Consider the following 26,031-nt stretch of genomic DNA (forward strand, 5'->3'; position numbering starts at 1 on the left):
CCGTAAGTTTCCTATTTAAGTTTTGTATTAAGTTTTCTAAGCTTGATAGCTGTTAGCACTTTTTTAGTGTACAGTGGGAAATCGGCATTCTGTATCCAACCAAAATAACCGGGTTCCTCTTCCAGGACCTTCTCTACATTCTTACCTTTATATTTTCCAAAGGCAAATACCTCAGCCCCGGTTTTATCATAGGAGATAAAACCCGCAAAATCGGCAAATTTCTTTCGGGTACTAAAGGTAGAAAGACTGCTTATATCATTTTCAAGTTCCTCATACCGCTGCACCTGGGATTTAAGTATCTCATAGGTCGCCATGGTATCAGCTTCAGCAGAATGGGCACCTTCGAGATTTTTCCCACAGTAAAACTGGTATGCCGCGGAAAGCGTGCGCTGCTCCATTTTATGGAATATGGTTTGCACATCTACAGAAAGGGTAGATTTCATTTCAAAATCTATCCCTGCCCGTAGCAGCTCCTCAACCAGCAAAGGTATATCAAACCTGTCTGAATTATAACCGCCAAGATCACAGCCCTTAATCATTTCATGAACTTTAGGGGCGAGCTGGTCAAAAGTAGGTTCATTTTCAACTTTTTCATTACTTATGCCGTGAATGGCAATAACCTCATCCGGGATTTTAACCCCGGGATTCACAAGCCAGGTCTTACTTTCTTTATTCCCGTTTGGAAATACCTTTAAAATAGATATTTCCACGATCCTATCTTTTGCAAGGTTTGTACCGGTGGTTTCAAGATCAAAAAAACAAATGGGCCTGGTGAGTTTTAACTCCATAATTGGAATATAATTTTTTGTAAATATAACATTTTTTGATAGTTCTCTTTGGGACGGGAGGGGGAATAAACCCGGCAGGTTAAAGGTTCCAATTTCAAATTATTGGGGCCTTTTATCCCCTTTTACCCCACTGTGAAAAATAAAACCGGGCCGAAAGGATCGACCCGGTTTAAGAATATTTTAAAAAAAATTATTAAGCAACCCTGTCCTTATCGAACCCTTCAAGATACTGTGCTACCCTTTGAACAAACTGGCCTCCAAGAGCCCCGTTAACAACGCGGTGATCATAGCTGTGAGAAAGGAACATTTTATGGCGAATACCAATAAAATCTCCTTCAGGGGTTTCAATTACTGCAGGAACTTTCCTGATTGCTCCCAACGCAAGGATTGCTACCTGTGGCTGATTAATAATGGGGGTTCCCATTATACTGCCAAAGGTTCCAACATTGGTCACGGTATAGGTTCCACCCTGGATATCATCGGGTTTCAATTTATTATTTCGTGCCCTGTCTGCCAGGTCATTTACTGCCTTGGCAAGACCTACAAGGTTTAGCCTGTCTGCATTCTTAATAACCGGTACAATAAGGTTTCCATCCGGAAGGGCCGCAGCCATTCCCAGGTTAATATTTTTACGTTTAATGATCTTATCTCCGTCTACAGAAATATTGATCATTGGGAAATCTTTGATCGCCTTGGCAACAGCTTCCATGAAAATTGGAGTAAAAGTAAGTTTCTCTCCTTCGCGTTGCTCAAAGCTATTCTTATTTTTATTTCTCCAGTTCCAGATGTTGGTTACATCTACCTCAATAAATGATTGCACGTGGGCTGAAGTTGTATTGCTTTCAACCATATGATGTGAGATCATTTTGCCCATACGGGTCATTTCAATGATCTCATCTTCTGCATTAACGCTTATGGGAGCTGCCGGCTTTTTAGCTACAGGTTCCTGTGCGGCACTTTTTTGAGTTGGTGCTGCCGCGGAAGGTTGGGAAGAACGATTCTCAACATACTCAAGAATATCATTTTTTGTAACCCTGCCATCTTTTCCTGAACCTTTCACTTTGTCAAGTTCTTCAGGAGAAATTCCTTCTTTTTTCGCAATGTTCTTTACAAGGGGAGAATAAAATTTGTCAGAATCTGTAAAATATTCAGGAGAAGATTGTATGCTGTGACTGGCGGAAGCCACAAGTTCTTCAGCCTCTTTTACCATAGTTCCCTCTTCAGCTTTGGCTGGTTCTTCCACATCACCTGTACTTTCTCCTTCTATTTCAATAATAGCAATTGTCTGGCCTACCTGAACAACATCATCAACTTCAAAAAGCTTCTCTACAAGTTTCCCGGTAACCTCACTTGGCACCTCGCTGTCTACTTTATCTGTAGCTATTTCAAGCACAGCCTCGTCGGCATCAATGCTATCTCCAACCTCTTTTAACCAGGTAGTAATGGTTGCCTCAGCAACACTTTCGCCCATTTTGGGCAATTTAAGTTCAAACTTTGCCATATTATTATCTCAAAGATGTTTTTTATAAAACTATTTGCGAAATTACTTATTTTTAAGCTTCTTATATATTAAATATTCAATAAAATTAAAGGAGCAAAAAATTCCGGTTCCCTAAATTTCGCTTTACATGGTAAAATTACACTTTTCTTATGTTTATTTTGAGAAGCCGCCCGTTTTTCATGCCCAATGATCCAAAACTGAATTACCAGGATCCTTAACTTCTCAGGGAACTTTCAAAAGGAACCCGGTTGGTTATACTCCTTCCCAGGGTTACCTCATCTGCATATTCCAGTTCATCCCCTACCGAAATTCCCCTGGCGATGGTAGAAGTTTTAACTTCAACTCCTTCCAGTTGTTTAAATATATAAAAATTGGTTGTATCGCCTTCAAGGGTACTGCTAAGGGCAAAAATGATCTCTTGTATCTCCCCTTCCTTTACTTTCTCGATAAGGGACCGTATATTTAATTGGGAAGGCCCAATCCCGTCCATAGGACTTATCTTTCCACCAAGTACATGGTACAGCCCGCGGTATTGCGAGGTGTTTTCTATGGCCATCACATCCCTTATGTCTTCAACTACACAAACTATTTCCCTAACGCGGTTGGGGTTTGCACAAATGTCACAAACCTCTGTATCACTTATGTTATGGCAATTTTTACACAGTTTTATATTACTACGAAGATCTAATAAAGCTTTGGTAAACTGTTCGGTTTGAGCTAAGGGTTGTTTGAGCAAATGCAACACCAGCCTTAAAGCGGTACGTTTTCCTACTCCTGGCAGTAGGGACATTTCGGCTACTGCCTGTTCCAGTAATTTTGATGAAAAGTTCATACTGCGAATTTAAGATTTTGGGAAATGAATTCAGCAAGAAAAGCTCATGTTTAGTGTTAATTTGTAATTTCGCCTCCTGAACCCTAAAAAAAGCTATGCAGCCTTATCAAATACTTCTGCTTATTGCCGGCTATTTCGGTGTATTGATACTTATCTCACATTTAACAAGCCGTGGTGGAACAAATGATGAATTTTTTAAGGCCAACCGCCAATCTCCCTGGTATCTTGTTGCTTTTGGAATGATAGGAGCATCCCTTAGCGGGGTAACTTTTATATCCATTCCCGGTACGGTTGCAGAACAGGGCTTTAGTTATTTCCAGGTAGTGCTGGGATATACGGTGGGTTATGCTGTTATAGGCCTTGTGCTGCTACCCCTTTATTACCGTCTTAATCTAACCTCCATTTATACCTACCTTGAAACCCGTTTTGGAAAATATTCCTATAAAACGGGGGCTTCTTTTTTCCTGTTATCCCGTGTGGTAGGTTCAAGTTTCAGATTATTCCTTGTGGCCAATGTGTTACAGCTCATCGTTTTTGATGCCATGGGTGTGCCTTTTTATGTAACCGTGTCCCTTACTATATTGCTCATATGGCTATATACCTTCCGCAGCGGTATCAATACAATTGTGTGGACAGATACGCTTCAAACCCTGTTCATGCTTACAGCTTTGGGAATTACCATTGTTTTTATTTCCGAGGATCTGGGGATATCCATAAGCGGACTCATGGGCTACCTGGCCGATAGTGAAATGTCCAAAATGTTCTTTTTTGACGACTGGAAAAGCCGGGATTACTTCTTTAAACAATTCATCTCGGGTGCTTTTATAGCCATTGTAATGACCGGGCTGGATCAGGATATGATGCAAAAGAACCTAACCTGTAAGAATTTAAAGGATGCCCAAAAAAATATGTTCTGGTTCACGATTATCCTTACCATTGCAAATTTTATGTTCCTTGCCCTTGGTTTATTACTAACAGATTATGCTGAACTTATTGGAATAGATGCGATCAAGGATGATCTTTTCCCTGCTATCGCTACCAGTGGCGAACTGGGAATTGGTGTGGCAATCCTGTTTATTTTAGGGTTAATTGCTGCCGCATATTCCAGTGCAGATAGCGCCCTGACGGCACTAACAACTTCCTTTAGTATAGATATCCTAGATATTGAGAAGAAATATGACGAACAAAAACAGGTAAGATTAAGAAAAATGATCCACATTGGGGTATCCCTGTTGATCATTGTGGTTATGCTTATATTCCGGTATGCCATCCAGGACAAAAGTGTGATCAACAAGCTATTTGAGTTCGCAGGATACACTTACGGTCCGCTCCTTGCCCTTTATTCTTTCGGGTTATTTACCAAGTGGCAGGTAAGGGATAAGCTTGTGCCATGGATTGCGGTTGCCTCCCCTATCCTTTCCTATTTAATTAGTATTAACAGCCTTGCCTGGTTTGGGTTTGAATTTGGATTTTTCATCCTAATCCTGAATGGGTTCCTTACCTTTCTCGGGTTAATATTGATTCGTCGCAAGCATCACTAAGGTGCAGGCAATTTCAATTTCTATATTATTTTTTCTAAGCAGGGCGTAAAGTTCCGGATTTTCTGTACCCGGATTAAAGATCACCCTTTTGGGTTGCAGGGACAGGATATAATCATAATACTGCTCCTGTCGCTGGGCATTTAAATATAAGGTAACTGTATCTACATCCTCAAATTCCTCCTCTTCATTGGTGATTGCTACTCCAGCTACTTCTCCTTTTTTAAGGCCAACAGCCACGGTGGGTTGATTGTTTGATACCAGTCTCTTAATAGCAATATTTGAATATCTTCCGGGATTCATTGAGGCTCCCAGCACTAGCGTTTTCTTTTTCATAGGTCAAGTTTTTTCTGAAATTTCGTCTTTATTGGAAATTTCGCAACTTCAAAGTTACCAAATACAAGGCAGTGTAACAACTTAATTAATATCTGGTCTTTTAAGTGAAGCTCCAAAAAAGATCTTAAAGGAATAAATTGATGGTAACTATTCCGGAAAGCTCTTTTTTAGTCCGCACATAATTTGTGCGGATTTTTTTTACCAAAAAGTGTAACATTTTATATTTACAGGCGTCTATTAAGTATCAAAGCATGTTTTTAAGAAGATCTACGTTTGGGTATTATGTTATACAAAGTATTTTTTTATAAACTATACAATTAATTTTGCAGGAATAAAGGCATTAAAGATTAAATTTTAATTAAATCATCAACCATCAAAATCAATCATCAAATGAAACTATTAACATTAATCATCACATTCCTAATCACTGCAACCACTGTTGCGGTAACTGAACCCATAGGGAAGATCTCGGGAACAGTAATTGACAAGGAGCTTCAGGAACCCATTCCCTATGCTACAATAATTATTAACGATATGGCCGGAAACCTGGTGTCTGGTAATACTTCACAGGACGATGGTAGTTTTGTAGTAGACAAAATTGAAACAGGGGAATATATGTTCCAGGTTCAGTTTATTGGTTATAAGACACATTCTCAAAAAATCACGATTTCAAGTAATAATGCCAATGTAGACTTTGGAGTTATTGCCCTGGAGCCTGAACTCTCCCAACTCGATGATGTAAATATAGTGGCTGAAAGATCTACAATAGAACAAAGAATAGACCGCAAAGTGATAAATGTAGGGAAAGACCTTACCACTGCCGGTGCTTCAGCTTCAGATATTATGGGGAACCTTCCTACTTTAACCGTAGACCAGGATGGCAATATCGCCATGCGTGGAAATGACAACGTGCGTATCCTTGTTGACGGAAAACCCACTAATATTCCGGCGGCGCAGTTGTTAAAGCAAATTCCAAGCACTTCTATTAAAAGTATAGAATTGATCACTAACCCTTCAGCTAAATATAATCCGGAGGGAATGAGCGGGATCATTAATATAGTGCTACATAAAAATTCCAATCTTGGTTTCAACGGAAATCTAAATACCGGAGTGACCTTTGGCGAAAATACGAGATATAACGGCTCGCTTAACCTCAATTACCGCACAGGAAAATTCAACTTTTTCGGTAATCTTGGGACAAATTTTGGAAAACGGCCTCAAAACGGGTTAATTGAAGAACTTCCCAATATCGCTAAACAAGACTTTTTTATATTAAGTGATAATACGAGTATACTATATAAGGCGGGTGTAGATTTCTATTTGAATGATAAGAACACTTTCTCCTTTTTTACCAACCAAAATAGATTTACAGGAGAAACATCCGGTGATTTTGATGTCTTATATCTTAACAGCACCGAACCTGATATCTTCCAGGATTTCCTCTTCGACAATAAAAATTTATCTTCCACCTACAACGCAGTTTACAAACGTCTTTTTGAAAAAGAGGGTCACAGCCTGGAACTGGAAGCCGATTTTAATATAATTGATGGCAGCGATACCGGTAGATTTGATATAAGCGGCGGCGGGGGAAATTTTGCCAGCTATACTGATAATACCGAAAATGATATAGCTAATACTACCCTGAACCTGGATTATGTAAACCCGCTTACCGAGACTTCAAAAATGGAATTGGGCGCTGAAGCCAGGTTACGAAACAGCAACAGCGTTTACAGGTCTACAAATGAGAATATCCCCGGAGCAAATTTTGATTATGATAACAGTATCTATTCTTTATATGCCACCTATGGGCAAAACCTTGAGAAGTGGTCCTATCAACTTGGGGCCCGCCTTGAACAATATGATGTTGAAGCTATTAACAATGGACAAAGAGTTTATGAGGATGACTATATAACTGTGTACCCTTCAGCATTTGCCAGTTATAAGTTTACAGATATGAAGACGCTACAGCTTAGTTTTGGACGTAGGGTTGACAGACCGGGATTATCGCAGGTAAATCCTGTGAGAGACTTTAGTTCTCCCAGAATTACAGTAACAGGGAACCCGGAATTGGACCCACAATTCACAAATTCGCTGGAATTGAATTACACCCAAAATTACAGCAAAGGAAATTTAAACGCTGGGGTCTTTTACAGGGTTATTAATAATGAGATCAACCAGACCCTTTTGCTGGATCCCGAAGATCCCAATAAACTTATACTAACTTTTGCCAACGGCGATGATAACTCGGCGTATGGAGCAGAGATCTCCGGGTCCTATAAACCCTTTAAATGGTGGAGCTTAAACCCCAGTTTTGAATTATACACCCGAAATATAAAAGGTTTTGTAGGAACCAATTATCTGGAGGTGGATAATACTGCCTATAATTTCAGGTTGAACCAAACTTTTAATGCCACCAAGCAATTGAGCTTCCAGTTATTCGGGATGTACCGCAGCAAAGCCCAATTATTGCAAATTGAAGCTCAGGAGATGTATTTCATAAACGCCGGAGCCAGATATAATTTCCTTGATAACAAGGCTACATTGAGCCTGAATGTAAATGATATTTTTGATACCCAGCGATTCCAGTTTGAAAGTGAAGTACCATCCCGCCAAAGAGGAACTTTTAAACCAGACAGCCAAACGGTGTATTTAGGTTTCTCCTACAATTTTGGAGGTGGAAAAAATACTGCATTAAAAAGAAAGAACCGTGATGACAATGAAGCCCAGGGTGGCGGATTGTTCTAAAAACCTACAGGATTTAATTTTAGTTTTGATTAGTTAGTTAGAGAAGAAAACCCGCAACTTCCTTGAGAAGTGCGGGTTTTTTATATTTTAAATAATCCGGGAGAAATCACCATTCTATAATAGCACTCCCCCAGGTAAAACCGCTTCCAAATGCGGCCAAAACTATTGTATCACCATCTTTAATTTTTCCTTCTTCCCAGGCTTCGGTCAATGCTATTGGAATTGAAGCCGCAGTGGTATTACCGTATTTTTGAATGTTATTATAAACCTGGTCATCTTTCAGTTTTAATTTTTGCTGAATGAATTGGGAGATCCTGAGATTTGCCTGATGCGGGATCAACATATCTATATCCTTAACTTCCATTCCATTTTGCGCCAGGCCTTCCATAATAACTTCCGAAAATCGTTGAATTGCATGCTTGAACACATACTGCCCGTTCATATAAGGATAATAGGGAATATTGTCACCCTGAGGATTTTCAGCTATGATCTCCGGCACCCAATGCATTGTACTTGGGCCTTCCAGGGAAAGTTCTTTGGCGTGTTTACCTTCAGAATGTAAATGAGTGGAAAGTATTCCCTGTCCTATATGATTGCTTCGGGTTAAAACCGCGGCTCCCGCGCCATCTCCAAAAATAACGGAAACTGACCGGCCACGATCTGTAAAATCCAGGCCTCCACTGTGGTTCTCACTTCCTATCACTAAAATATTGGTGTACATCCCTGTTTTGATATACTGGTCGGCCACAGAGAGCGCATAAATAAAACCGCTGCACTGGTTGCGCACATCAAGCGCGGGACAGGTATGAATGTCCAGCATTTCCTGCACCTGCACCCCACAACCCGGGAAATAGTAGTCCGGACTTAGTGTGGCAAAGACAATAAGATCTATATCATCTTTGGATATCTTAGCTCTTTCCAGTGCGATTTTGGCTGCCTTCACTCCCATAACCGCGGTAGAATTGCCATCACCTTTTTTGATATGTCTTCTTTCCTTTATACCTGTTCTTTCCTGGATCCAGGCATCATTGGTATCCATTATTTTTGAAAGATCGTCATTGGTGACTACATTTTCAGGCACGTAGCTTCCAAGCCCGGCAATTTTTGTTTGATACATTTTTAAAAAATTACGGATTTAAAATTAATTCTTATTAAATTTAAGCAATTAATAATTTTTTGCTCTGCAATATAAGAAACATTAACATCTCCCTCTATTTGCAGTCCAATTCAAAATCAAAAATAAAATATCTATGAAAAAATTGATCTTAGGATTTCTGGCCGTAAGCTTCATTTCCGGGGTTTATGCCCAGGAAAACCTTACTTACCAGAAACCGCCCCAGGAAATTCTTGAACTTGTAGATGTACCCCTTGCTCCCTCTACTTTAATTGATAGTAAGGGAGAAATGATGGTGTTGCTATACCGGGACCAGTATAAATCTATAGCCGAACTAAGCGAAAAAGAATTAAGGCTTGGGGGGTTAAGAATTAATCCCGTTACCAATATAAGCAGCCGTGCTACTTACTTTAACAACGTTGAGGTAAAGCCTATTATGCAGAAGGAACCTTCCAAGATCACAGGTTTACCTCAAAATCCGCGTTTATCAAACTTTTCCTGGTCCCCAGATGAAAAAAAGATCGCAATGACGCACACTACAGACAAGGGGGTGGAACTTTGGGTATTGGATATTGCCACCAAACAGGCAAAAAAACTTACTGAAGCCAGGTTAAATGCCAATATGGGCGATGTTATCAACTGGTTCAAAGACAACTCAGCTGTCCTTGTAAAGATGCTGCCAGAAGACAGAAAAGAATTGATCAATACCGAAACTGCAGTACCGCAGGGGCCAACAGTTTCTGTAAGTGAAGGTACAAAAGCACAAAACAGGACGTACCAGGATCTACTGCAAAATCCTAATGATGAATATAATTTCGAGCAGCTTGCGCGTTCCAGACTAATGAAAGTAAGCCTAACAGGAACCGTCTCTCAATGGAAAGCTCCTAAAATGTATAACAGCATCTCCTTTTCTCCAGATGGGAACTATGTAATGGTGAGCCATATGAAGAAACCTTTTTCCTACCTGGTGCCTTACAATAGATTTCCTACGGAAACCTATATCTATGACAAATCCGGAAAGGAAATTAGTATGATCAATGATGTTCCGCTTATCGAGGAACTACCCCAGGGCTTTATGGCAGAACGTGAAGGCCGCAGAAATATTTCCTGGAGAGCAGATGCTCCTGCAACCCTGGTTTATGCCATGGTACTGGATGGTGGGGACCCTGAAAATGAAGTAGAATTTCGTGATGAAGTATTTTTACTCGAGGCTCCCTTTAAAGGAGAGGGAAGATCTATTTTGAAAACCCGTGACCGGTTCTCGGGTATTATCTGGGCAAATTCCAATACAGCGATAGCGTATGACAACTGGTGGAATACCAGAAATACAAGAACCTATGTATTTGATCCCTCCAATGCAAAGAAAGCTCCCAAGGTATTATTTGACAGAAATTACCAGGACCAATACAGTAATCCGGGAAATTTTGTTACCCATAAAAATCAATATGGCTCCAATGTACTTACCCTGGAAAACAATAAAGCCTATTTACTTGGACCTGGTTATACTGAAAAAGGCCAATTCCCATTCTTTGATGCCATAGATCTTCAAACAACGGAGACCGATAGATTATACCAGTCCAATTATAACGATAAGAAAGAAAGCCTGGTGGAAGTGCTGGACATTAAGAAAGGAAAACTGCTTGTAAGGATAGAAGCTTCCGCTGAATATCCTAATTATTATATTAGAAATATCAATAAAGGAGAAGACCTCACGCAGATCACCAATTTTGCAAACCCTTTCAAAGCATTGGAAAATGTTCATAAGGAGGTGATCACTTACAAAAGGGATGATGGTCTTGAATTAAATGGCACCCTTTACCTGCCTGCGAATTATGACAGGAAAGCCGGTAAAAAACTGCCTATGATCCTTTGGGCTTATCCCAGGGAATTTAAGGACAAATCTTCGGCGGGTCAAAATACTTCAAATGCCAATGATTTCACTTATCCTTATTATGGTTCCCCAATATATTGGGTAAACAGGGGGTATGTTGTGCTGGATGATGCCTCCTTCCCCATTGTTGGCGAAGAAGATGAGCAACCAAATGATACTTTTAGGGACCAGTTGGTGGCTAATGGAAAGGCGGCGATAGACGCATTAGATAAACTGGGATATGTAGACCGTGACCGGGTAGCGGTAGGCGGGCACAGTTACGGCGCTTTTATGACGGCCAACCTGCTTTCTCATTCAAACCTGTATGCAGCCGGAATTGCAAGAAGCGGAGCTTACAACAGGACTCTTACCCCTTTTGGTTTTCAAAGCGAAGAAAGAAACTACTGGGAAGCACCCGAGGTTTATAACGGAATGTCCCCATTTATGCATGCCGATAAAATGAAGACTCCCCTATTGCTTATTCACGGGGAGGCCGACAATAATTCGGGTACCTATCCCATGCAAAGCGAGCGTTATTTTAATGCTTTAAAGGGATTTGGTGCAACAGCCCGCCTGGTAATGCTTCCTAAGGAAAGTCACGGCTACAGTGCCAAGGAATCTGTACTTCACGTGTTATGGGAACAGGACCAGTGGCTGGAAAAATATGTAAAGAACAAGGAAAAGACCTCTATTGAAAATACCGAAGAGGTATTGAGAAACTAGGTATTTACCACCTTAATAATTTGGGACTGCCCCAAAAGTTAATTTGTACCCGGCTTTTAAGCTGATGTCGATTTACTTTTGGGGCAGGCCTTTTATTTGTGATATAAAATAGAAAAGCGTGACTCGCAATAGCCACGCTCTCCTAACAACCTAACCTAATCTAACAACCTAACCTAACCAATAAAAACAGAAACTTATATATATGTCTTATAATTGTTAATTTTCACCTCAGCCTTTAGATCGTGCAATAAATTGTACAATCCAAAAAATGTTCGGTTTATGTAAAGAAAATGTTTACTTCCCCGGTTTCCATTCATCTTACGAAGCTCTGTATCCTTACTATACTTTTCACTGAGAGCGGTTATCCTTGACCAGAAGGACTCATCTGCAAAGTCAAATGTTTCAGAATGGAAGGGACTGGTAAACAATCCCAGCATTTCATAAAACAATTCAGAAAAGAACTTTATTTCCTTGGGGGAATCATCTTTTCGAAGAATTTCCAGTTGATATAATTTCTCCCTGAAGAACGCTGGTTTTTCAATATTTTCTTTATCTGCAAGTTCAAAATAAGGCACATAGAAATCTTCCGGAACTTCTTTAATACAACCAAAGTCAATGGCTACTAAGTTATCCTGCGCATCAATCAAAAAATTCCCGGGATGTGGATCTGCATGTACCGCACGTAAGTGATGCATTTGGTACATATAAAAATCCCATAATGCCTGGCCTATTTTGTTAGCCTTTTCCTGGTCATTATTATTTTTCGCGAATTCGCTTAAATGCACACCTTCCATCCAATCCATAGTAATTATGCGCTCGCTGGAAAACTTCCGGTAATACTCAGGAAACCTGAGATTGGGTATTTTTGAACAGGCTTCAGAAATTTGTATGCTTTGGTTGACTTCCAGTATATAATCTGTTTCCTCCAGCAATTTATCCTCCACTTCCCTGAAATACTTTTCAGAATCTTTGCCCTGCAAATTGAACATTCTCGTAGCTATTGGTTTTACCATAGCAAGATCTGAACTGATACTGTCTGCAACCCCCGGATATTGGATTTTCACAGCAAGTTTTTTCCCATCTTTTGTTGCGCGGTGCACCTGACCGATGCTGGCCGCATTTACCGATTGGGTTGCAAACGTATCAAACAGTTCCTCGGGATATTGCCCGTTGTATTTTTTAAAGGTCTTTCTCACCAATGGTGCTGAAAGTGGCGGCACACTAAACTGTGCCAGCGAAAATTTTTCTACATACGCATTAGGGAGCAGGCTTTTTTCCATTGAAAGCATTTGTGCAACTTTTAATGCGCTTCCCTTAAGGCTTTTTAAACCATCGTAAATATCTGTAGCGTTACTTTCATCCAACTGGTCCCGGCTAAAGTCCTTGTCAAAAGCCTTTTTACTATAATATTTTAAATAATTTCCACCAACTTTTACCCCGGTTTGAACCATTTTACTGGTCCTTCCAAGTTTTCCTGTGGGTATTTTATCGATAGTTTTCATATATCTTTTCTAAAACCCCACCGGGTTTAATGTGTAGGGCCATTAAACCGATGAGGAATATAACAGGGGGATGTTATCCCATTTTTTCCTTCCACAAAAATTTGCCGAGGTCTACTACTCTTTCCAGGGGTGTATTGTCAAAAATGTCAAATACCGTGTTTACAGATTTCTCAATTGCCACATCTGTACTTTCAAATCCGGCAGAGTTATCATCTTTCCAGAATTTTAATATAAAAAGGAATTGGACCCAGGCTGCTTCAGAAAAAACCATTTCACTTTGTTGTAATATTTTTGAAGCCTTCTCTTCATTTCCGGCTTTTATTAAACCGGTTGCATATCCTTTGATTTTTCTTCGAAGACCTTTTAACTGGTCCATATTCTTCATCAATCCACCGGTTTCTGAAAGAATGAACAACACATAGCTTCTGTTTGCGGTGAGCATCTCAAAAAAGGTAAAATAAAATGTAAGCAGTTTCTCCCGGTTGGTGAAAGCCACATAATCGGGGCTCTTCTCCATTAAAGCAATTGTATTTTCATAAAACTGCTCCCATATACCTTTTTGTAAACCTTCAAAACTTCCGAAGAATTTATAAAAGCGCTCTTCTGTAATATTATTGTCTTTACTAAACCTGTACACAGTCTTGGGCAATTTCTCATGCTCCAGGACATAATCCATATAAAGAGCAATTATCTGGTCTTTATTTAGTTGCTCTGTAACAGGTTTTATAGGTGTAATTTTCTTTGGAGTTGCCATAACTTCTTATTCTTTTTCAAAGATACAAAATGTTTAATCTTTTAAAACAATGTTTAAACAAAATATTTTGTTAAATCTTTCAGGGGATTATTTATAGTGACTTAGCATTAGACGCAAATAGCCATCTGCAATTACATGTGTCAGTTTGTCAGCGGTTCGTCATTGGTATTTTTTTTGACTATAGAAGAGCACAAAACATTCAATTAAATAAAATTTAGATATGGCAACCGGAAACATTAATGTATCTGTAGAGAACATTTTTCCTCTTATAAAGAAGTTCTTATACAGCGACCATGAAATCTTTTTGCGGGAATTGGTCTCCAACGCAACAGATGCAACCTTAAAAATGAAACATATCACCACTATTGGTGAAACCAGTGTGGAATATGGAGACCCTAAAATTGAAGTAAAAATCAATAAGGAAAAGGGTACCCTGCACGTGATTGACCAGGGTATTGGTATGACCAAAGAAGAGGTTGAAAAATACATCAACGAGGTAGCTTTCTCCGGGGCTGAGGAGTTCCTTGAAAAATATAAGGATTCTGCTAAGGACAGCGGGATTATAGGGCATTTTGGTCTTGGTTTCTATTCTGCCTTTATGGTGGCAAACAAAGTTGAGATCATTACCAAGTCTTACAAAGATGAACCAGCAGCCCATTGGGTTTGTGAAGGAACCACCCAGTTTACCCTGGAAGAAGGGGAAAAAACCGACCGTGGTACAGAAGTGATTCTACATATAAATGAAGATGATAAAGAATTCCTGAAGGAAAGCAGAATTCGTGAACTCCTTGTAAAATACAACAAGTTCATGCCTATCCCAATTAAATTTGGAACCACTGAAGAATCTCTGCCGCTTCCCGAAGATGCTCCTAAGGATGCAAAACCGGAAACGAAGACTGTAGATAATATTATCAATAATCCAACTCCTGCCTGGACAAAACAACCAACGGAGCTAAAGGACGAAGATTATAATGATTTTTACAGGGAACTGTATCCTATGCAGTTCGAAGATCCTTTATTTCACATACACCTTAATGTAGATTATCCTTTTAACCTTACCGGGATCCTTTATTTCCCTAAAATGGGCCAGGATATGAACATCCAGAAGGATAAAATTCAATTATATCAAAACCAGGTATATGTAACAGATAATGTGGAGGGAATTGTACCTGAATTTCTTACTATGCTGCGTGGGGTTATTGATTCCCCGGATATTCCATTGAACGTTTCAAGGTCCTACCTTCAGGCAGATGGAGCAGTGAAAAAGATTTCCAGCTATATTACCCGTAAGGTTGCAGATAAACTGAAAGCTTTATTCAATAACAATCGTGAAGACTTTGAAAAGAAGTGGAACGATATTAAAATAGTGATTGAATACGGAATGCTTTCCGAAGAAAAATTCTTTGAAAAAGCAGATGCTTTTGCTCTTTACCCAACAGTAGATAAAAAGTATTATACTTTCAAGGAACTGGAAGAAAAGATCAAAGAAAACCAGACCGATAAGGACGGGACTATGGTAGTGCTTTATGCCTCCAATGAAGATGCACAACACAGTTATATTGAAGCGGCAAAAGAGAAAGGTTACGAAGTGTTGCTAATGGATTCTCCTATTGTATCTCACCTACTGCAAAAGCTGGAATCTACCAAAGAAAAGATCTCCTTTGTACGTGTTGATAGCGATCACGTGAACAACCTTATTAGAAAAGAGGAAGATACTATTTCCAAATTATCTGATGAAGAAAAGGAAAAGCTTAAGGCCGATTTTGAAAAGGTAATTCCAAAGGAAAAATACAGCGTTCAACTTGAGGCGATGGACAGCAATGCTGCACCACTAATTATTACCCAACCGGAGTTTATGCGCCGTATGAAGGAAATGCAGCAAACCGGTGGCGGCGGAATGTTTGGAATGGGCAATATGCCAGAGATGTACAACCTGGTAGTAAATACCAATCACCCGCTTATATCAGATATACTGAATACCAAAACTGAGAAAAAACAGGAGCGTTTGATAAAACAATCCCTAGACCTTGCGCGTCTTTCTCAAAACCTTTTAAAAGGAGAAGAGTTAACGGCCTTTATCAAGAGAAGTTTTGAAATGGTGAAATAAAAATTTAAATAAATTTATAAGGCCACTTCCTTTTTTTTGGAAAGTGGCCTTTTTTTTTATCGTTATGTTTAAGATTGGATCCCCGGGTATAAAAACTAAGATATTACAGTTACCTCCGGGAAAAATATTGTGCGGCGGGCAACTTAGGTGCTCACTAAATCTGCAGGAATATTACGGTATATAACCTGATAGAACACAGAGGTATCGTAAGGTTTTACTATAATATCATTCATCCCTGCCTGAATTATTTCATCCCTTATTTCTTCTATTTCAACAGCGGTTAATGCCACTATAGGTATAGAACTGTTGAATTCCCTTATCAATCTTGTAGCCTCAAGACCCGAAATACCGGGCATATTAACATCCATAAGAACAAGGTCAAAAGGAATACTTTTTACCTTTTCAATAGCTATGGTTCCATTGTCGCAAATATCACACTTAAAGCCCTTTTGCTCCAGTATCCTTTTAGTGACAACCTGGTTGATCCTGTTATCATCTACAATAAGAATGTTTTTTTCCAGCCCTTCGGCTATGGTAAAACTTGTTTCAATATTCATGATATCCTGCACCAATTCTTCCTGAACATTGAGATCTTTTTTAAATTCTATTTCAAAACTAAACTCCGAGCCCACTCCCTCTTCACTTTCAAGTTGGATTTCAGAACCAAAAAGCAGGAGTAATTTCTTAACAATGGGCAGCCCAAGACCTGTTCCCTGATAATTATAATTGGCAGATTTTAGCTGTGAGAATTCTTCAAAAATAATTTGCTGTTTATTCTGCGGAATACCTAAACCATCATCCTTAATTTTAAATAATATCGAGGCATACTCTTTATCTGCATTTCGCATCTCAGCATTGATCCAGATATTACCCCGTTCGGTAAATTTCATCGCATTGCCTACAAGATTCATAAGGACCTGTGATAATCTCACAGGATCGCCTATAAGATTAAAAGGAATTGCCGGATCAATATTCAGGTGAATGTTATTTTTATTCTGAAGCCTTGTGAACTCAAAAGATTTCACAATACTTTTAAGTAGTTCTTTCAGGTTAAGCGGAAGGTTTTCCAGTTTCACGAGATTGGACTCCATTTTATTCATTTGCAACACATCATTGATGAGGGCAAGTAAATAATCGGCAGAAAATTTGAGGGATTTAAGATCGGTTTCGTGATTCTTTAAGGATTTATCCTCCAGCAGAATAGAAGTTAATCCAATTACACCATATAAAGGAGTACGCAATTCATGGCTTATAGTGGAGAAGAATTTAGTTTTTAACAGGGAAAGTCTTTCTGCCTCTTCTTTTGCCTGTATAAGTTGTTCATTTTTATTGCTTAATTCTTTTATAAGTTTTCTTCGTGATATCATGATCCTCACCAAAGCCAAAAGAATGATAAACAGTACTATGGAAGAAATTACCATTATAAGCATCTTTTCCCTTGATTTTTCGATCACCTCATCTTTAAAGAGCTGTTCATTACGTGCTATTTCAAGGTTCTTTTGATATTCACTTACATCAAACTTTATATTGGTAGCCTCTATTTGCCTTATCCTTTCCTGTTCAAAGATCTGCGAATTATAATCCTGAAATTTTTCCAGGGCAAGAAAAGCTTCTTCAAAATTTCCTTCAGAATATAAAAGTTTGGAATATTCGTCATAAACCACAGATGCCTGCAGGATCAAAGAATCTTCTTCTACCAGTTGTATTGCTTCTTCAAAATAAGGCTTCGCTTTAGCAGGTTCATTAATTCCTACATAATATCTTCCTGTAAGAGTGGCTAGTTGAGACCTGCTTAAATTGTCATTTCTGTCTCCAAACAGTTCCCAGGCCCTTTCCAGATAAGGCCATGCCTTTTTATATTGCCGGTTATCCAGATAGGTCCAGGCAATATTCACTACAGGCGTAAAAATATTCTCTGTTTTCCCTAACCTGGTAGCAAGATTGATCACAAGATTATAATAATCAATTCCAATTTGGGTAGTATTAGTGTCTTCAGAATATATATTACCCAGGTTATTATAGGCTCCTAAAATAAGGGTATCTATCTCTGTACGTTGGGCTGAGGCCAAGGCATCCTCATAATTCCTTTTGGCACGTAAGGTATCATTGAGGTCATTGTAACTGCCTCCAAGAATTTTATGCCCCTGATACCTGTAATAATCATTTTTGGCCTTCCCCGACTCCTCGATAAGCAATAAAGCAGATTCTATGGCTTCTTTATATTTGTAATTTTTATGATGGGAGCTGGAAGAAGTGTAGAGGGAATCCAGATAAGTGTCGGCATTATTAACCTGTTGCGCATGGAAAAGCGCAGTAGTTAATAGAAAAAAAAGGAAAAGAAAGTAATTTTTTTTCAATAAAATGTTGATTTGGGAACAAAAGCAGGCCGTGCAATTTACTCTATTTAAGTTAATTACACAATAATTTTCTTAAAGTCATCTAAAAAAAATCAAAAATTATCATGTGATTTTGATTTTACCAGATTTGACCTACCTTTAAAAAATAAATAAATATTTATGGAATTCCCGTGGCATCTTTATGTAATGGCTGTTATGTACATCCTTGCAGGTACTATACATTTTATAAAGCCCAGGATGTATATGCGCATTATGCCAAGGTACTTACCGGCTCATAAATTATTAGTTTATCTAAGTGGAGGTGCAGAGATACTATTAGGAATTGGCCTTTTATTTCCCGAAACCAAAAATGCTTCAATATTCGGGATCATTGGTATGCTCGGGGTTTTTCTGCTTGTACATATTTATATGCTAAGCTCTAAGAAAGCCGGGGCAGGTATCCCGGCATGGGCCTTGATCCTTAGAATACCGCTACAGTTCTTTTTAATGTGGTGGGCTTATTTTTATTTACAATTCTAATTTTATCGCACCAATTATGGGTACCCGGCTTAATTTACCGGACAGTGATATAATCTATTTTCCAAATTTCCTGGAAAAGGAAAACGCAGATGCTTATCTTGATACTTTGCTGGAAAATTTAAACTGGCAACAACACAGTATTAAAATCTTCGGGAAAACAATACCCCAGCCCCGCCTTACAGCTTTATATGCAGAAACTGAAACACCTTACACCTATTCGGGCCTAACCTTACTTCCGAAGAAATTTACCTGCGAACTTTTGGAACTTAAAAAGGAATTAAAAAAGTACACTCCTACTCATTTTACACATTGCCTGGCAAATCTTTACCGAAATGGCAAAGACAGCATGGGACTACATTCAGATAATGAAAAGGAACTAGGCAAAGATCCCGTTATTGCATCTGTTAGCCTGGGGGCTACCCGAAAATTTATATTAAAACACAGGCATGATAAAGATCAAAAACATGAAATTGCTCTGGAACACGGTAGTTTGCTATTAATGATGGGTGCCACCCAACACTTCTGGAAACATGAATTGCCTAAAACCAAACTGGTGACGGAACCCCGTATCAACTTAACTTTTAGGAAAATAATTTCTTCGGTTAAATAAAGGGATCAGGGCACAAAAAAGCCGGAAACATTATGCATCCGGCTTTGTTATTTCCACAAATGGAAAAGATTATTTATAAATTTCGTTTAAAACCTTCGCAAGCCTAATCCCGCCTTTTTGCAATTGGTCCTGTACCACCGGGAACCAGTCATACATATACCGGTATCCCAATTTTTCCCCAACTTCTGCAGAAGCATATGCCCGCGTAGCCAGCTCTTTTGATTCATACATCCAATCTTCGAAAGTACCGGCGGCAATTTGTTGCTTTTGAAGATTTGACAATTTCCTGGTGTTAGCGGCAAGCTCTGTATAACTCATTTGATAGGAGTTGATCATATCACTGTCCCAAAGCCTGTGCATATTTGTGCCTTCATTAAACCAGCGTACCTGCAGGTCATTTCCTCCTTTATCTTCTCCCCTTCCCACATGAAATGGCTGATGAAGATCTCCCATAAAATGAACCAGCATTTTAAGATAAAATTCTTTTTCCTCACGGGATGCTTTGGGATCCTGTAATACGGCTTTACATTTTTTTAAAGCCATTAAAATATCCCCCTCCGGATTTGCGGTTGCAGGATTGTACGTGGTCTCTCCCGGCTCCATATTAACATAATGCCAGGTGCCATATTTACGGTATGCGGGATCGCTCTTAATATCATCACCGTATGTAGATACAATTGCAAGACTTTGTCCGTTTAGCAATTTCCCGATGGCTTTTTTAGCTTTTTTACTTAGATGATTTTGTGCAATTTCACCGGTAGCCCGGTGGCCGGTTTGTCCCCACTCGGCATCGGCGGCCTGGCCGGAAATAAGGCTGAAAAGGAACACAAATGAAAACAGTATATTTTTAATCATTTTAAAATTTTTTAGAGATCTTTTACCTGAAAAAGCGAAGATATATCTTTCGCACAAATATAAGGAACCAAAATATTCAGGTTATTAAAAATTTTGTTACAAACTTTGATTTAATTTCATATATTAGTGATATCATTTTAATATCAACCAAAACTAACTTTCATTATGGATACCCAGGAAAAAATTACAAGCCCGTCAAACGGTTATCTTATGCTCTTTTTTATTTTTATCTTATTTGTGGGAAGTATAGCGGCTTTTATAATGCTCAAGTCTCCCTGGATGATCCTCCTTATTATATTTGCAGTGTTTCTTGCAGGAGGTTTAATTTTGGTAAATCCTAACGAATCTCGTGTGCTCCTCCTTTTTGGGGAGTATCAGGGGACAGTAAAAAAGAACGGACTTTTTTGGGTGAACCCCCTTTACACTAAAAAGAAGATCTCTCTTAGAGCGCGCAATTTTGACAGTGAACGCCTCAAGGTAAATGACAAGATGGGAAATCCTATTATGATCTCCACTATACTTGTATGGAGGGTACAGGACACTTACAAAGCCTCATTTGACGTGAATAATTATGAGAATTTTGTTGTTGTACAAACAGATGCTGCCGTGAGGAAACTTGCCAGTTTATATCCTTACGATAATTTTGCCGATGAAGGCCTGGATGAAGATATCACGCTTCGTTCCAGTGTGAATGAAGTAAGTGAAGCCCTCGAAATGGAAGTTACTGAACGACTTAATATTGCGGGTATTGAAGTACTGGAAGCCAGAATTGGTTACCTGGCTTATGCCAATGAGATAGCAAGTGCCATGTTGAAGCGCCAGCAGGCTACTGCAATAGTTGCTGCAAGGCATAAAATAGTTGAGGGGGCAGTGAGTATGGTAGAAATGGCACTTCATGAATTAAGCTCGAAGGAAATAGTTAACCTTGATGACGAGCGAAGGGCAGCAATGGTTAGTAATTTAATGGTGGTGTTATGCAGTGATAAAGATGTTGCTCCTATTGTTAATGCAGGTACTTTAAACCATTAATGCATGAGAATCTTTGAAGAAGAACAGCGGTTTAACCAGTGGTGGCTTTTTGCCATTTATATGTTTGTCTTCGCTGTTCTGGGGATCGCCATCTATAAAAATTCCGATGGATTCACCAATTTTCATAGTCCTGTCCTGGTTCTCTCTCTTCTTGCAGTTGCAATTCCAATGGGATTAATCCTATGGATGCAACTTATTACAAGAATTGACCACGAAGGCATAAGAGTAAAGTTCTTTCCGTTTGGATTTTCTGAAAAATTCTTTCAATGGAAACAAATTAAGGAATGTTATGTTAGAAAATACAATCCGCTAACCGAATATGGCGGTTGGGGAATTAGGGGAATAGGAAAGAAGAAGGCATATAATGTTTCGGGTTATTTTGGCATTCAAATTGTAACCCGTGACGGGAGAAGTTTTTTAATAGGTACCGTTAAACCTGAAGAAGCCCGGATGGTCCTGTTAAATTACCAGCACAAAATAAACAACAACAATTCCAATATTTAAATAATGAAAAAGACCTTTTCCCTAATATTAATGTTTTTTGTTCTTTCCATCTCATTTGCTCAGCAAAGGGAATATCTGGAAGAAAACCTGAGCATAGATAAATTTACCGATGGTACACTAACGCTTCCTGAAAATATAGAAAACCCAAGCCTGGTTATTTTCATCCAGGGATCTGGCCCAACAAACAGGGACGGGAACCAGCCTATGATGAAAAATGACGGCATAAAGAAAATCGCACATGAATTGGCAAATAAGGGAATCGCGAGCTTCAGGTATGACAAGCGTATCTTTAAAATGGACAAACTTCGCATTAAGGAAGCCGACCTTAGTTTTGAAGATTTTGTTACCGATTTAAATTCCATTATTGAACATTTTTCAAAAGAAAATAAGTACAAAAATTTAATTCTGGCCGGCCACAGTGAGGGTTCCTTAATTGGAATGCTCGCCGCTCAGTCCGGCGGGGCAGATGCCTTTATTTCTTTGGCGGGTGCAGGAAGAAGTATAGATGAGATAATTGTAGAGCAACTCGCAAAGCAGTCGGCAGAGCTTTCTGAAAATGCCAGGAGCGCCTTTGAGGAAATAAAGGAAAAAGGGAGAACCTCCAACTACAGTCCTTACCTGGAATCGATCTTCAGGCCCAGTGTACAACCTTATATTAAGTCCTGGATGAAATTTGATCCGGCTGCCGAACTGGCAAAACTCGATATTCCGGTTTTAATTGTAAACGGGAGTTTTGACCTGCAGGTGGATGTAACAGATGCAAGGTTGCTTCAAAATGCCGCTGCGGGCTCTCAACTGGTAATCCCCGAAAAAATGAACCATATCTTCAGAAAAATAGAAGGAGAGAGTCTTGAAAACACAAAAGCGTATAATGAACCGGGAAGGCCACTCCACCCCGAATTAATTCCCAGCCTGGTTGATTTTATCAACTCAATTGAGTAAAAATGAGTAAAAAGAAAGCATTTGCCTTACGTCTCGATGAACAACAGCTTAAAGCTATTGAAAAATGGGCTTCAGATGAGTTTAGAAGCACCAATGGGCAGATAGAATACATGCTTTCCAAAGCTTTGAAAGAAGCTAAAAGACATCCCCGCACTTTAAAAAATGATAAAAACGGGCAGGAATAATGGAATATAAGATCGTATTTTCAGATATCGATGGCACTTTATTGAACCGGGACAGAGCTTTATCTCCCGGCACTATAGATGCCATTAAAAAATTAAAGAACCGGATCCCGTTTATTCTCATATCGGCCAGAATGCCGGCAGCTATGCGCCATTTACAGGCAGAACTGGAGATTGAGGAACTTCCCATTATTAGTTACAATGGCGGTCTTGTGCTGGTAAATAACAAAGTAAAGAGCTCTACCGAGATCCCGCTTGAGATCGTTGAAGGGCTGGCGAAATGGAACAACTCTTTAAACACCCATTTGAGCCTGTATAATAATGATGAATGGTATGTTCCGGAAATGGATTACTGGGCAATGAGAGAACAGAATAACACAAAAGTTACTCCCGTAATAAAACCGAATGTTAAGGTAATTGAAGATTGGAAAACCAGCGAAAAAGGAGCTCATAAGATCATGGCGATGGGAGATATATCCAATATTGAAAAGATAATTTCCTTTCTAGAAAATAATTATCCAGGCGAACTCCACCTCTACCGCTCCAAAGATACCTACCTGGAAATAGCACCTAAAAGTATTTCCAAATATACCGCTGTTGAATTCCTGCTGAAGGAACATTTTAAATTATCCCCGGCCCAGGCCATTGCTTTTGGAGATAATTATAATGATGTGGATATGTTGAAGAAAATTGGCTATGGAGTTGCTGTGGGAAATGCCCGGGAAGAGGCCAGAAATGTTGCGAATGTAGTTTGTGAGCACAGTATAGAGGATGGAGTGGCAAAGATCCTCACTAAGATATTCCATGAATGATTATTTTGGTTTAGAATAGGTTTTAGTTCTTAAGAAAAGTTTAAGAAAAATTGTATTTTGCCGCCCAAAGAAAAACCTATTCATGGAAAATACCGCTTTATTTACCAATGATGCTATTGTACTGGGCATCTTAATGATTGCCCTTGGTTTCGTATTCTACACCTCCTCTCAAAAAGAGGGTTTCTGGCAGAAGTTCTACAAGGTTGTCCCCGCTCTTTTAATGTGTTACCTTATCCCTGCGATATTCAATTCCCTGGGGATCATTGATGATGATACGTCACAGCTTTATTTTATAGCAAGCAGGTATTTACTTCCCGCTTCCCTGGTATTAATGACTTTAAGCATAGACCTTAAAGCAATCTTTAATCTAGGTCCAAAAGCACTTATAATGTTCTTTACCGGAACAATTGGGATCATTATAGGAGGGCCAATTGCTATTTTATTGATCTCCATGGTGTCACCTGAAACCGTGGGTGGTGTAGGCCCTGATGCTGTATGGCGTGGACTGTCTACCCTTGCAGGGAGCTGGATAGGTGGTGGTGCCAACCAGGCAGCAATGTTGGAGATCTATGAATACAATCCAGACCTTTACGGGGGGATGGTATTGGTTGATATTGTAGTTGCTAATATCTGGATGGCGATCATTCTTCTGGGAATAGGAAGAAATGAGAAAATTGACAAGTGGTTGGGAGCAGATGATACTGCAATCACTACGCTCAAAGAAAGAGTGGCGTCCTATGCCGCCAGTGTTACGCGCATTCCATCTCTGGCCGATTTTATGATCATGCTTGCCATTGCCTTTGGGGCAGTAGGAGTTGCACACTGGGGTGCCGATAGTATATCTGCCTGGCTGGTAAGCAACTTTGAGGTTTTTAGTGATAATAAAAGTTCCCTGGCGTCTTTCGCATCGTCCTTTTTCTGGATGATCTCTATTGCCACTGCAATTGGTATAGTGCTGTCTTTTACAAAATTTAAAACATATGAAGGTGCCGGTGCCAGTAAAATAGGAAGTATTTTCATTTACATTTTAGTAGCAACAATTGGTATGAAAATGGACCTAACCATGGTTTTTGACAACCCCGGACTTATCGCCATTGGATTGGTTTGGATGACAATACATGCCGCCCTGCTCATACTTGTTGCCAAACTAATAAAGGCTCCCTATTTTTTCCTTGCAGTTGGAAGTCAGGCAAACGTTGGTGGCGCAGCCAGTGCACCCGTAGTTGCCGCAGCCTTTCATCCTTCCCTTGCAACGGTGGGAGTACTGCTTGCGGTATTTGGTTATGTAGTGGGAACTTATGGTGCGATATTGTCAACAATTTTAATGCAATTGGCCGAAGCCGGTTAGTAAAAATTCAAAAATTATAAGATATTTGCGCACCAAAAATTCAGTTTAAATTCATGAAAAAACTTCTGGTTTTATTAATTGTTCTTGTTGCCTTTTCTGCCTGTTCAACTAAGGAAAGTAATCTTACCGTAAGCGGTAATATTGCAGGACTAAAAAAGGGAACCCTGTATCTTCAAAAGATCCAGGATACCCTGCTTATAAATGTAGATTCTGTAGTTATTAAAGGAGATGCAAATTTTGTTTTACAGGACTATATAAAGAGTCCGCAAATGATGTACCTCTACCTCGATAAGGTAGATAACGAGAATTATGATGACAGGGTCGAATTTTTTGCTGAAGAAGGGGAAGTGACCATAAATACCACTTTAAAAAATTTCCAGGGAGATGCGAAAGTAACAGGTTCTGCCAACCAGGAAAAATTGGTAGAGTACCGAAAAATGATGCAGCGGTTCAATGATGCAAACCTGGACCTTATCCAAAAGAACTTTGAAGCCCAGAGGGATAATAACGAAGACCTTATTCTGGAAACCAACCGGGATTATGACAAGCTGCTTAGACGCAAATACTTATTTACGGTGAATTACGCCATTAATAACAAAAACCTGGAAATAGCGCCATACCTGGCATTATCTGAAGTTTTTGATGCCAACATAAAATATCTGGATACTATTTATAATTCTATGACCCCAGAGGTTAAAAAATCTATGTATGGCAAGGAACTTAAAGACTTCCTGAAAGAACGAAGGAAGCTTGAAAAGCTGGAGGCCCGGGTAGAGGAACAATAGCAACTTCTTCCATTATAATATTTAAACCGAAAGTTCGCTTTCGGTTTTTTTATTAGTGATACCAGGCAATTTCCGGTATTCAGAATTCAAAAAAACTTATTTCTTCCGGAAAGGGCTACTTAAGGCACCTTTAATCTGGATAAATCTTGTGCACAGTACTCAGGCCCCGGAGGATTGGAATGTCCTAATTGATCCATAAATCTAAAAGGAGGCATTAAAGGTGCGCCGGTAGAAGACCTCTCTTCAACAGCGTGTTATAACACGGTTCCGCTCAAGAC

General features: G+C 39.3%; 22 protein-coding genes. 13 read left to right on the forward strand and 9 right to left on the reverse strand.

Annotated features, from left to right (window positions below):
• Positions 1 to 11: 11 nt before the first annotated feature.
• The 3 genes from FK178_RS07750 to recR form a co-directional block, all read right to left on the reverse strand.
• Positions 12 to 788, reverse strand: coding sequence for a 3'-5' exonuclease (locus FK178_RS07750; RefSeq protein WP_146833121.1), 777 nt, complete (start codon positions 786 to 788; stop codon positions 12 to 14).
• A 193-nt stretch (positions 789 to 981) separates the two neighbouring features.
• Complete coding sequence (locus tag FK178_RS07755; RefSeq protein WP_146833123.1) at positions 982 to 2,289, reverse strand: dihydrolipoamide acetyltransferase family protein; 1,308 nt, start codon at positions 2,287 to 2,289, stop codon at positions 982 to 984.
• Between the two features lie 214 nt (positions 2,290 to 2,503).
• Positions 2,504 to 3,121, reverse strand: a complete 618-nt coding sequence (gene recR, locus FK178_RS07760; RefSeq protein WP_146833126.1) for a recombination mediator RecR — start codon at positions 3,119 to 3,121, stop codon at positions 2,504 to 2,506.
• A gap of 95 nt (positions 3,122 to 3,216) precedes the next feature.
• Here recR and FK178_RS07765 point away from each other — a divergent pair, with 95 nt between their 5' ends.
• Entirely contained in the window at positions 3,217 to 4,662 is a 1,446-nt protein-coding gene (locus FK178_RS07765; RefSeq protein WP_146833130.1) for a sodium:solute symporter, read from the forward strand.
• Here the strand turns inward: FK178_RS07765 and FK178_RS07770 are convergent.
• Positions 4,633 to 4,995: a CoA-binding protein gene (locus FK178_RS07770; RefSeq protein ID WP_146833133.1), complete on the reverse strand. Its 363-nt coding sequence runs from the start codon at positions 4,993 to 4,995 to the stop codon at positions 4,633 to 4,635. The genes FK178_RS07765 and FK178_RS07770 overlap by 30 nt on opposite strands.
• 390 nt (positions 4,996 to 5,385) lie before the next feature.
• On the opposite strand from FK178_RS07770, the gene FK178_RS07775 reads away from it, so the two are divergent.
• Positions 5,386 to 7,740: an outer membrane beta-barrel family protein gene (locus FK178_RS07775; RefSeq protein ID WP_146833136.1), complete on the forward strand. Its 2,355-nt coding sequence runs from the start codon at positions 5,386 to 5,388 to the stop codon at positions 7,738 to 7,740.
• Positions 7,741 to 7,846: 106 nt separating this feature from the next.
• Here FK178_RS07775 and FK178_RS07780 read toward each other — a convergent pair whose 3' ends face one another.
• Entirely contained in the window at positions 7,847 to 8,857 is a 1,011-nt protein-coding gene (locus tag FK178_RS07780; RefSeq protein ID WP_146833139.1) for a 3-oxoacyl-ACP synthase III family protein, read from the reverse strand.
• 133 nt (positions 8,858 to 8,990) lie between these two features.
• On the opposite strand from FK178_RS07780, the gene FK178_RS07785 reads away from it, so the two are divergent.
• Complete coding sequence (locus FK178_RS07785) at positions 8,991 to 11,447, forward strand: alpha/beta hydrolase family protein (RefSeq protein WP_146833143.1); 2,457 nt, start codon at positions 8,991 to 8,993, stop codon at positions 11,445 to 11,447.
• 194 nt (positions 11,448 to 11,641) lie between these two features.
• Here the strand turns inward: FK178_RS07785 and FK178_RS07790 are convergent, their stop codons facing one another.
• Positions 11,642 to 12,949 (reverse strand): ABC1 kinase family protein, encoded by a 1,308-nt coding sequence (locus tag FK178_RS07790; RefSeq protein WP_146833146.1) that lies wholly within the window; start codon positions 12,947 to 12,949, stop codon positions 11,642 to 11,644.
• 73 nt (positions 12,950 to 13,022) lie between these two features.
• On the reverse strand, positions 13,023 to 13,703 hold the full coding sequence (locus FK178_RS07795; RefSeq protein ID WP_146833151.1) for a TetR family transcriptional regulator C-terminal domain-containing protein: 681 nt from the start codon (positions 13,701 to 13,703) through the stop codon (positions 13,023 to 13,025).
• 220 nt (positions 13,704 to 13,923) lie between these two features.
• Between FK178_RS07795 and htpG the strand changes: the two genes are divergently transcribed.
• Complete coding sequence (htpG, locus tag FK178_RS07800; protein ID WP_146833154.1) at positions 13,924 to 15,810, forward strand: molecular chaperone HtpG; 1,887 nt, start codon at positions 13,924 to 13,926, stop codon at positions 15,808 to 15,810.
• Between the two features lie 143 nt (positions 15,811 to 15,953).
• Here htpG and FK178_RS07805 read toward each other — a convergent pair whose 3' ends face one another.
• Positions 15,954 to 18,167 (reverse strand): tetratricopeptide repeat-containing hybrid sensor histidine kinase/response regulator, encoded by a 2,214-nt coding sequence (locus tag FK178_RS07805; RefSeq protein ID WP_146833157.1) that lies wholly within the window; start codon positions 18,165 to 18,167, stop codon positions 15,954 to 15,956.
• Between the two features lie 159 nt (positions 18,168 to 18,326).
• On the opposite strand from FK178_RS07805, the gene FK178_RS07810 reads away from it, so the two are divergent.
• Both FK178_RS07810 and FK178_RS07815 read left to right on the forward strand, forming a co-directional pair.
• Positions 18,327 to 18,686: a DoxX family protein gene (locus FK178_RS07810; protein WP_146833160.1), complete on the forward strand. Its 360-nt coding sequence runs from the start codon at positions 18,327 to 18,329 to the stop codon at positions 18,684 to 18,686.
• A 16-nt stretch (positions 18,687 to 18,702) separates the two neighbouring features.
• A complete protein-coding gene (locus FK178_RS07815; RefSeq protein WP_146833163.1) occupies positions 18,703 to 19,296 on the forward strand; it encodes an alpha-ketoglutarate-dependent dioxygenase AlkB family protein in 594 nt (197 codons plus the stop codon).
• A gap of 69 nt (positions 19,297 to 19,365) precedes the next feature.
• Here FK178_RS07815 and FK178_RS07820 read toward each other — a convergent pair whose 3' ends face one another.
• Positions 19,366 to 20,151, reverse strand: coding sequence for a S1/P1 nuclease (locus FK178_RS07820; RefSeq protein ID WP_146833166.1), 786 nt, complete (start codon positions 20,149 to 20,151; stop codon positions 19,366 to 19,368).
• Positions 20,152 to 20,316: 165 nt separating this feature from the next.
• Here FK178_RS07820 and FK178_RS07825 point away from each other — a divergent pair, with 165 nt between their 5' ends.
• From FK178_RS07825 to FK178_RS07855, 7 genes are all read left to right on the forward strand, one after another.
• A complete protein-coding gene (locus FK178_RS07825) occupies positions 20,317 to 21,180 on the forward strand; it encodes an SPFH domain-containing protein (RefSeq protein WP_146833169.1) in 864 nt (287 codons plus the stop codon).
• A gap of 3 nt (positions 21,181 to 21,183) precedes the next feature.
• Positions 21,184 to 21,684 carry a hypothetical protein gene (locus FK178_RS15640; RefSeq protein ID WP_146833171.1) on the forward strand — a complete coding sequence of 167 codons (501 nt, stop codon included), beginning with the start codon at positions 21,184 to 21,186 and terminating at the stop codon, positions 21,682 to 21,684.
• Positions 21,685 to 21,687: 3 nt separating this feature from the next.
• Positions 21,688 to 22,626: an alpha/beta hydrolase gene (locus FK178_RS07835; protein WP_146833174.1), complete on the forward strand. Its 939-nt coding sequence runs from the start codon at positions 21,688 to 21,690 to the stop codon at positions 22,624 to 22,626.
• 2 nt (positions 22,627 to 22,628) lie between these two features.
• Positions 22,629 to 22,811, forward strand: coding sequence for an Arc family DNA binding domain-containing protein (locus tag FK178_RS07840; protein ID WP_146833177.1), 183 nt, complete (start codon positions 22,629 to 22,631; stop codon positions 22,809 to 22,811).
• A complete protein-coding gene (locus FK178_RS07845; protein ID WP_146833180.1) occupies positions 22,811 to 23,620 on the forward strand; it encodes an HAD family hydrolase in 810 nt (269 codons plus the stop codon). Before FK178_RS07840 ends, FK178_RS07845 begins: the two co-directional genes overlap by 1 nt.
• A gap of 82 nt (positions 23,621 to 23,702) precedes the next feature.
• Positions 23,703 to 24,968 (forward strand): DUF819 family protein, encoded by a 1,266-nt coding sequence (locus FK178_RS07850; protein ID WP_146833183.1) that lies wholly within the window; start codon positions 23,703 to 23,705, stop codon positions 24,966 to 24,968.
• Between the two features lie 53 nt (positions 24,969 to 25,021).
• Complete coding sequence (locus FK178_RS07855) at positions 25,022 to 25,753, forward strand: DUF4369 domain-containing protein (protein ID WP_146833186.1); 732 nt, start codon at positions 25,022 to 25,024, stop codon at positions 25,751 to 25,753.
• The last annotated feature ends 278 nt before the right edge of the window (positions 25,754 to 26,031 follow it).

The sequence above is a fragment of the Antarcticibacterium arcticum genome, from assembly GCF_007993795.1.
GTDB lineage: Bacteria > Bacteroidota > Bacteroidia > Flavobacteriales > Flavobacteriaceae > Gillisia > Gillisia arctica.

Bases quoted from the DNA above. Each gene is read 5' to 3' on its own strand.
- FK178_RS07750 (WP_146833121.1), bottom strand. From the start codon at position 788: ATGGAGTTAAAACTCACCAGGCCCATTTGTTTTTTTGATCTTGAAACC.
- FK178_RS07755 (WP_146833123.1), bottom strand. From the start codon at position 2,289: ATGGCAAAGTTTGAACTTAAATTGCCCAAAATGGGCGAAAGTGTTGCT.
- recR (WP_146833126.1), bottom strand. From the start codon at position 3,121: ATGAACTTTTCATCAAAATTACTGGAACAGGCAGTAGCCGAAATGTCC.
- FK178_RS07765 (WP_146833130.1), top strand. From the start codon at position 3,217: ATGCAGCCTTATCAAATACTTCTGCTTATTGCCGGCTATTTCGGTGTA.
- FK178_RS07770 (WP_146833133.1), bottom strand. From the start codon at position 4,995: ATGAAAAAGAAAACGCTAGTGCTGGGAGCCTCAATGAATCCCGGAAGA.
- FK178_RS07775 (WP_146833136.1), top strand. From the start codon at position 5,386: ATGAAACTATTAACATTAATCATCACATTCCTAATCACTGCAACCACT.
- FK178_RS07780 (WP_146833139.1), bottom strand. From the start codon at position 8,857: ATGTATCAAACAAAAATTGCCGGGCTTGGAAGCTACGTGCCTGAAAAT.
- FK178_RS07785 (WP_146833143.1), top strand. From the start codon at position 8,991: ATGAAAAAATTGATCTTAGGATTTCTGGCCGTAAGCTTCATTTCCGGG.
- FK178_RS07790 (WP_146833146.1), bottom strand. From the start codon at position 12,949: ATGAAAACTATCGATAAAATACCCACAGGAAAACTTGGAAGGACCAGT.
- FK178_RS07795 (WP_146833151.1), bottom strand. From the start codon at position 13,703: ATGGCAACTCCAAAGAAAATTACACCTATAAAACCTGTTACAGAGCAA.
- htpG (WP_146833154.1), top strand. From the start codon at position 13,924: ATGGCAACCGGAAACATTAATGTATCTGTAGAGAACATTTTTCCTCTT.
- FK178_RS07810 (WP_146833160.1), top strand. From the start codon at position 18,327: ATGGAATTCCCGTGGCATCTTTATGTAATGGCTGTTATGTACATCCTT.
- FK178_RS07815 (WP_146833163.1), top strand. From the start codon at position 18,703: ATGGGTACCCGGCTTAATTTACCGGACAGTGATATAATCTATTTTCCA.
- FK178_RS07820 (WP_146833166.1), bottom strand. From the start codon at position 20,151: ATGATTAAAAATATACTGTTTTCATTTGTGTTCCTTTTCAGCCTTATT.
- FK178_RS07825 (WP_146833169.1), top strand. From the start codon at position 20,317: ATGGATACCCAGGAAAAAATTACAAGCCCGTCAAACGGTTATCTTATG.
- FK178_RS15640 (WP_146833171.1), top strand. From the start codon at position 21,184: ATGAGAATCTTTGAAGAAGAACAGCGGTTTAACCAGTGGTGGCTTTTT.
- FK178_RS07835 (WP_146833174.1), top strand. From the start codon at position 21,688: ATGAAAAAGACCTTTTCCCTAATATTAATGTTTTTTGTTCTTTCCATC.
- FK178_RS07840 (WP_146833177.1), top strand. From the start codon at position 22,629: ATGAGTAAAAAGAAAGCATTTGCCTTACGTCTCGATGAACAACAGCTT.
- FK178_RS07845 (WP_146833180.1), top strand. From the start codon at position 22,811: ATGGAATATAAGATCGTATTTTCAGATATCGATGGCACTTTATTGAAC.
- FK178_RS07850 (WP_146833183.1), top strand. From the start codon at position 23,703: ATGGAAAATACCGCTTTATTTACCAATGATGCTATTGTACTGGGCATC.
- FK178_RS07855 (WP_146833186.1), top strand. From the start codon at position 25,022: ATGAAAAAACTTCTGGTTTTATTAATTGTTCTTGTTGCCTTTTCTGCC.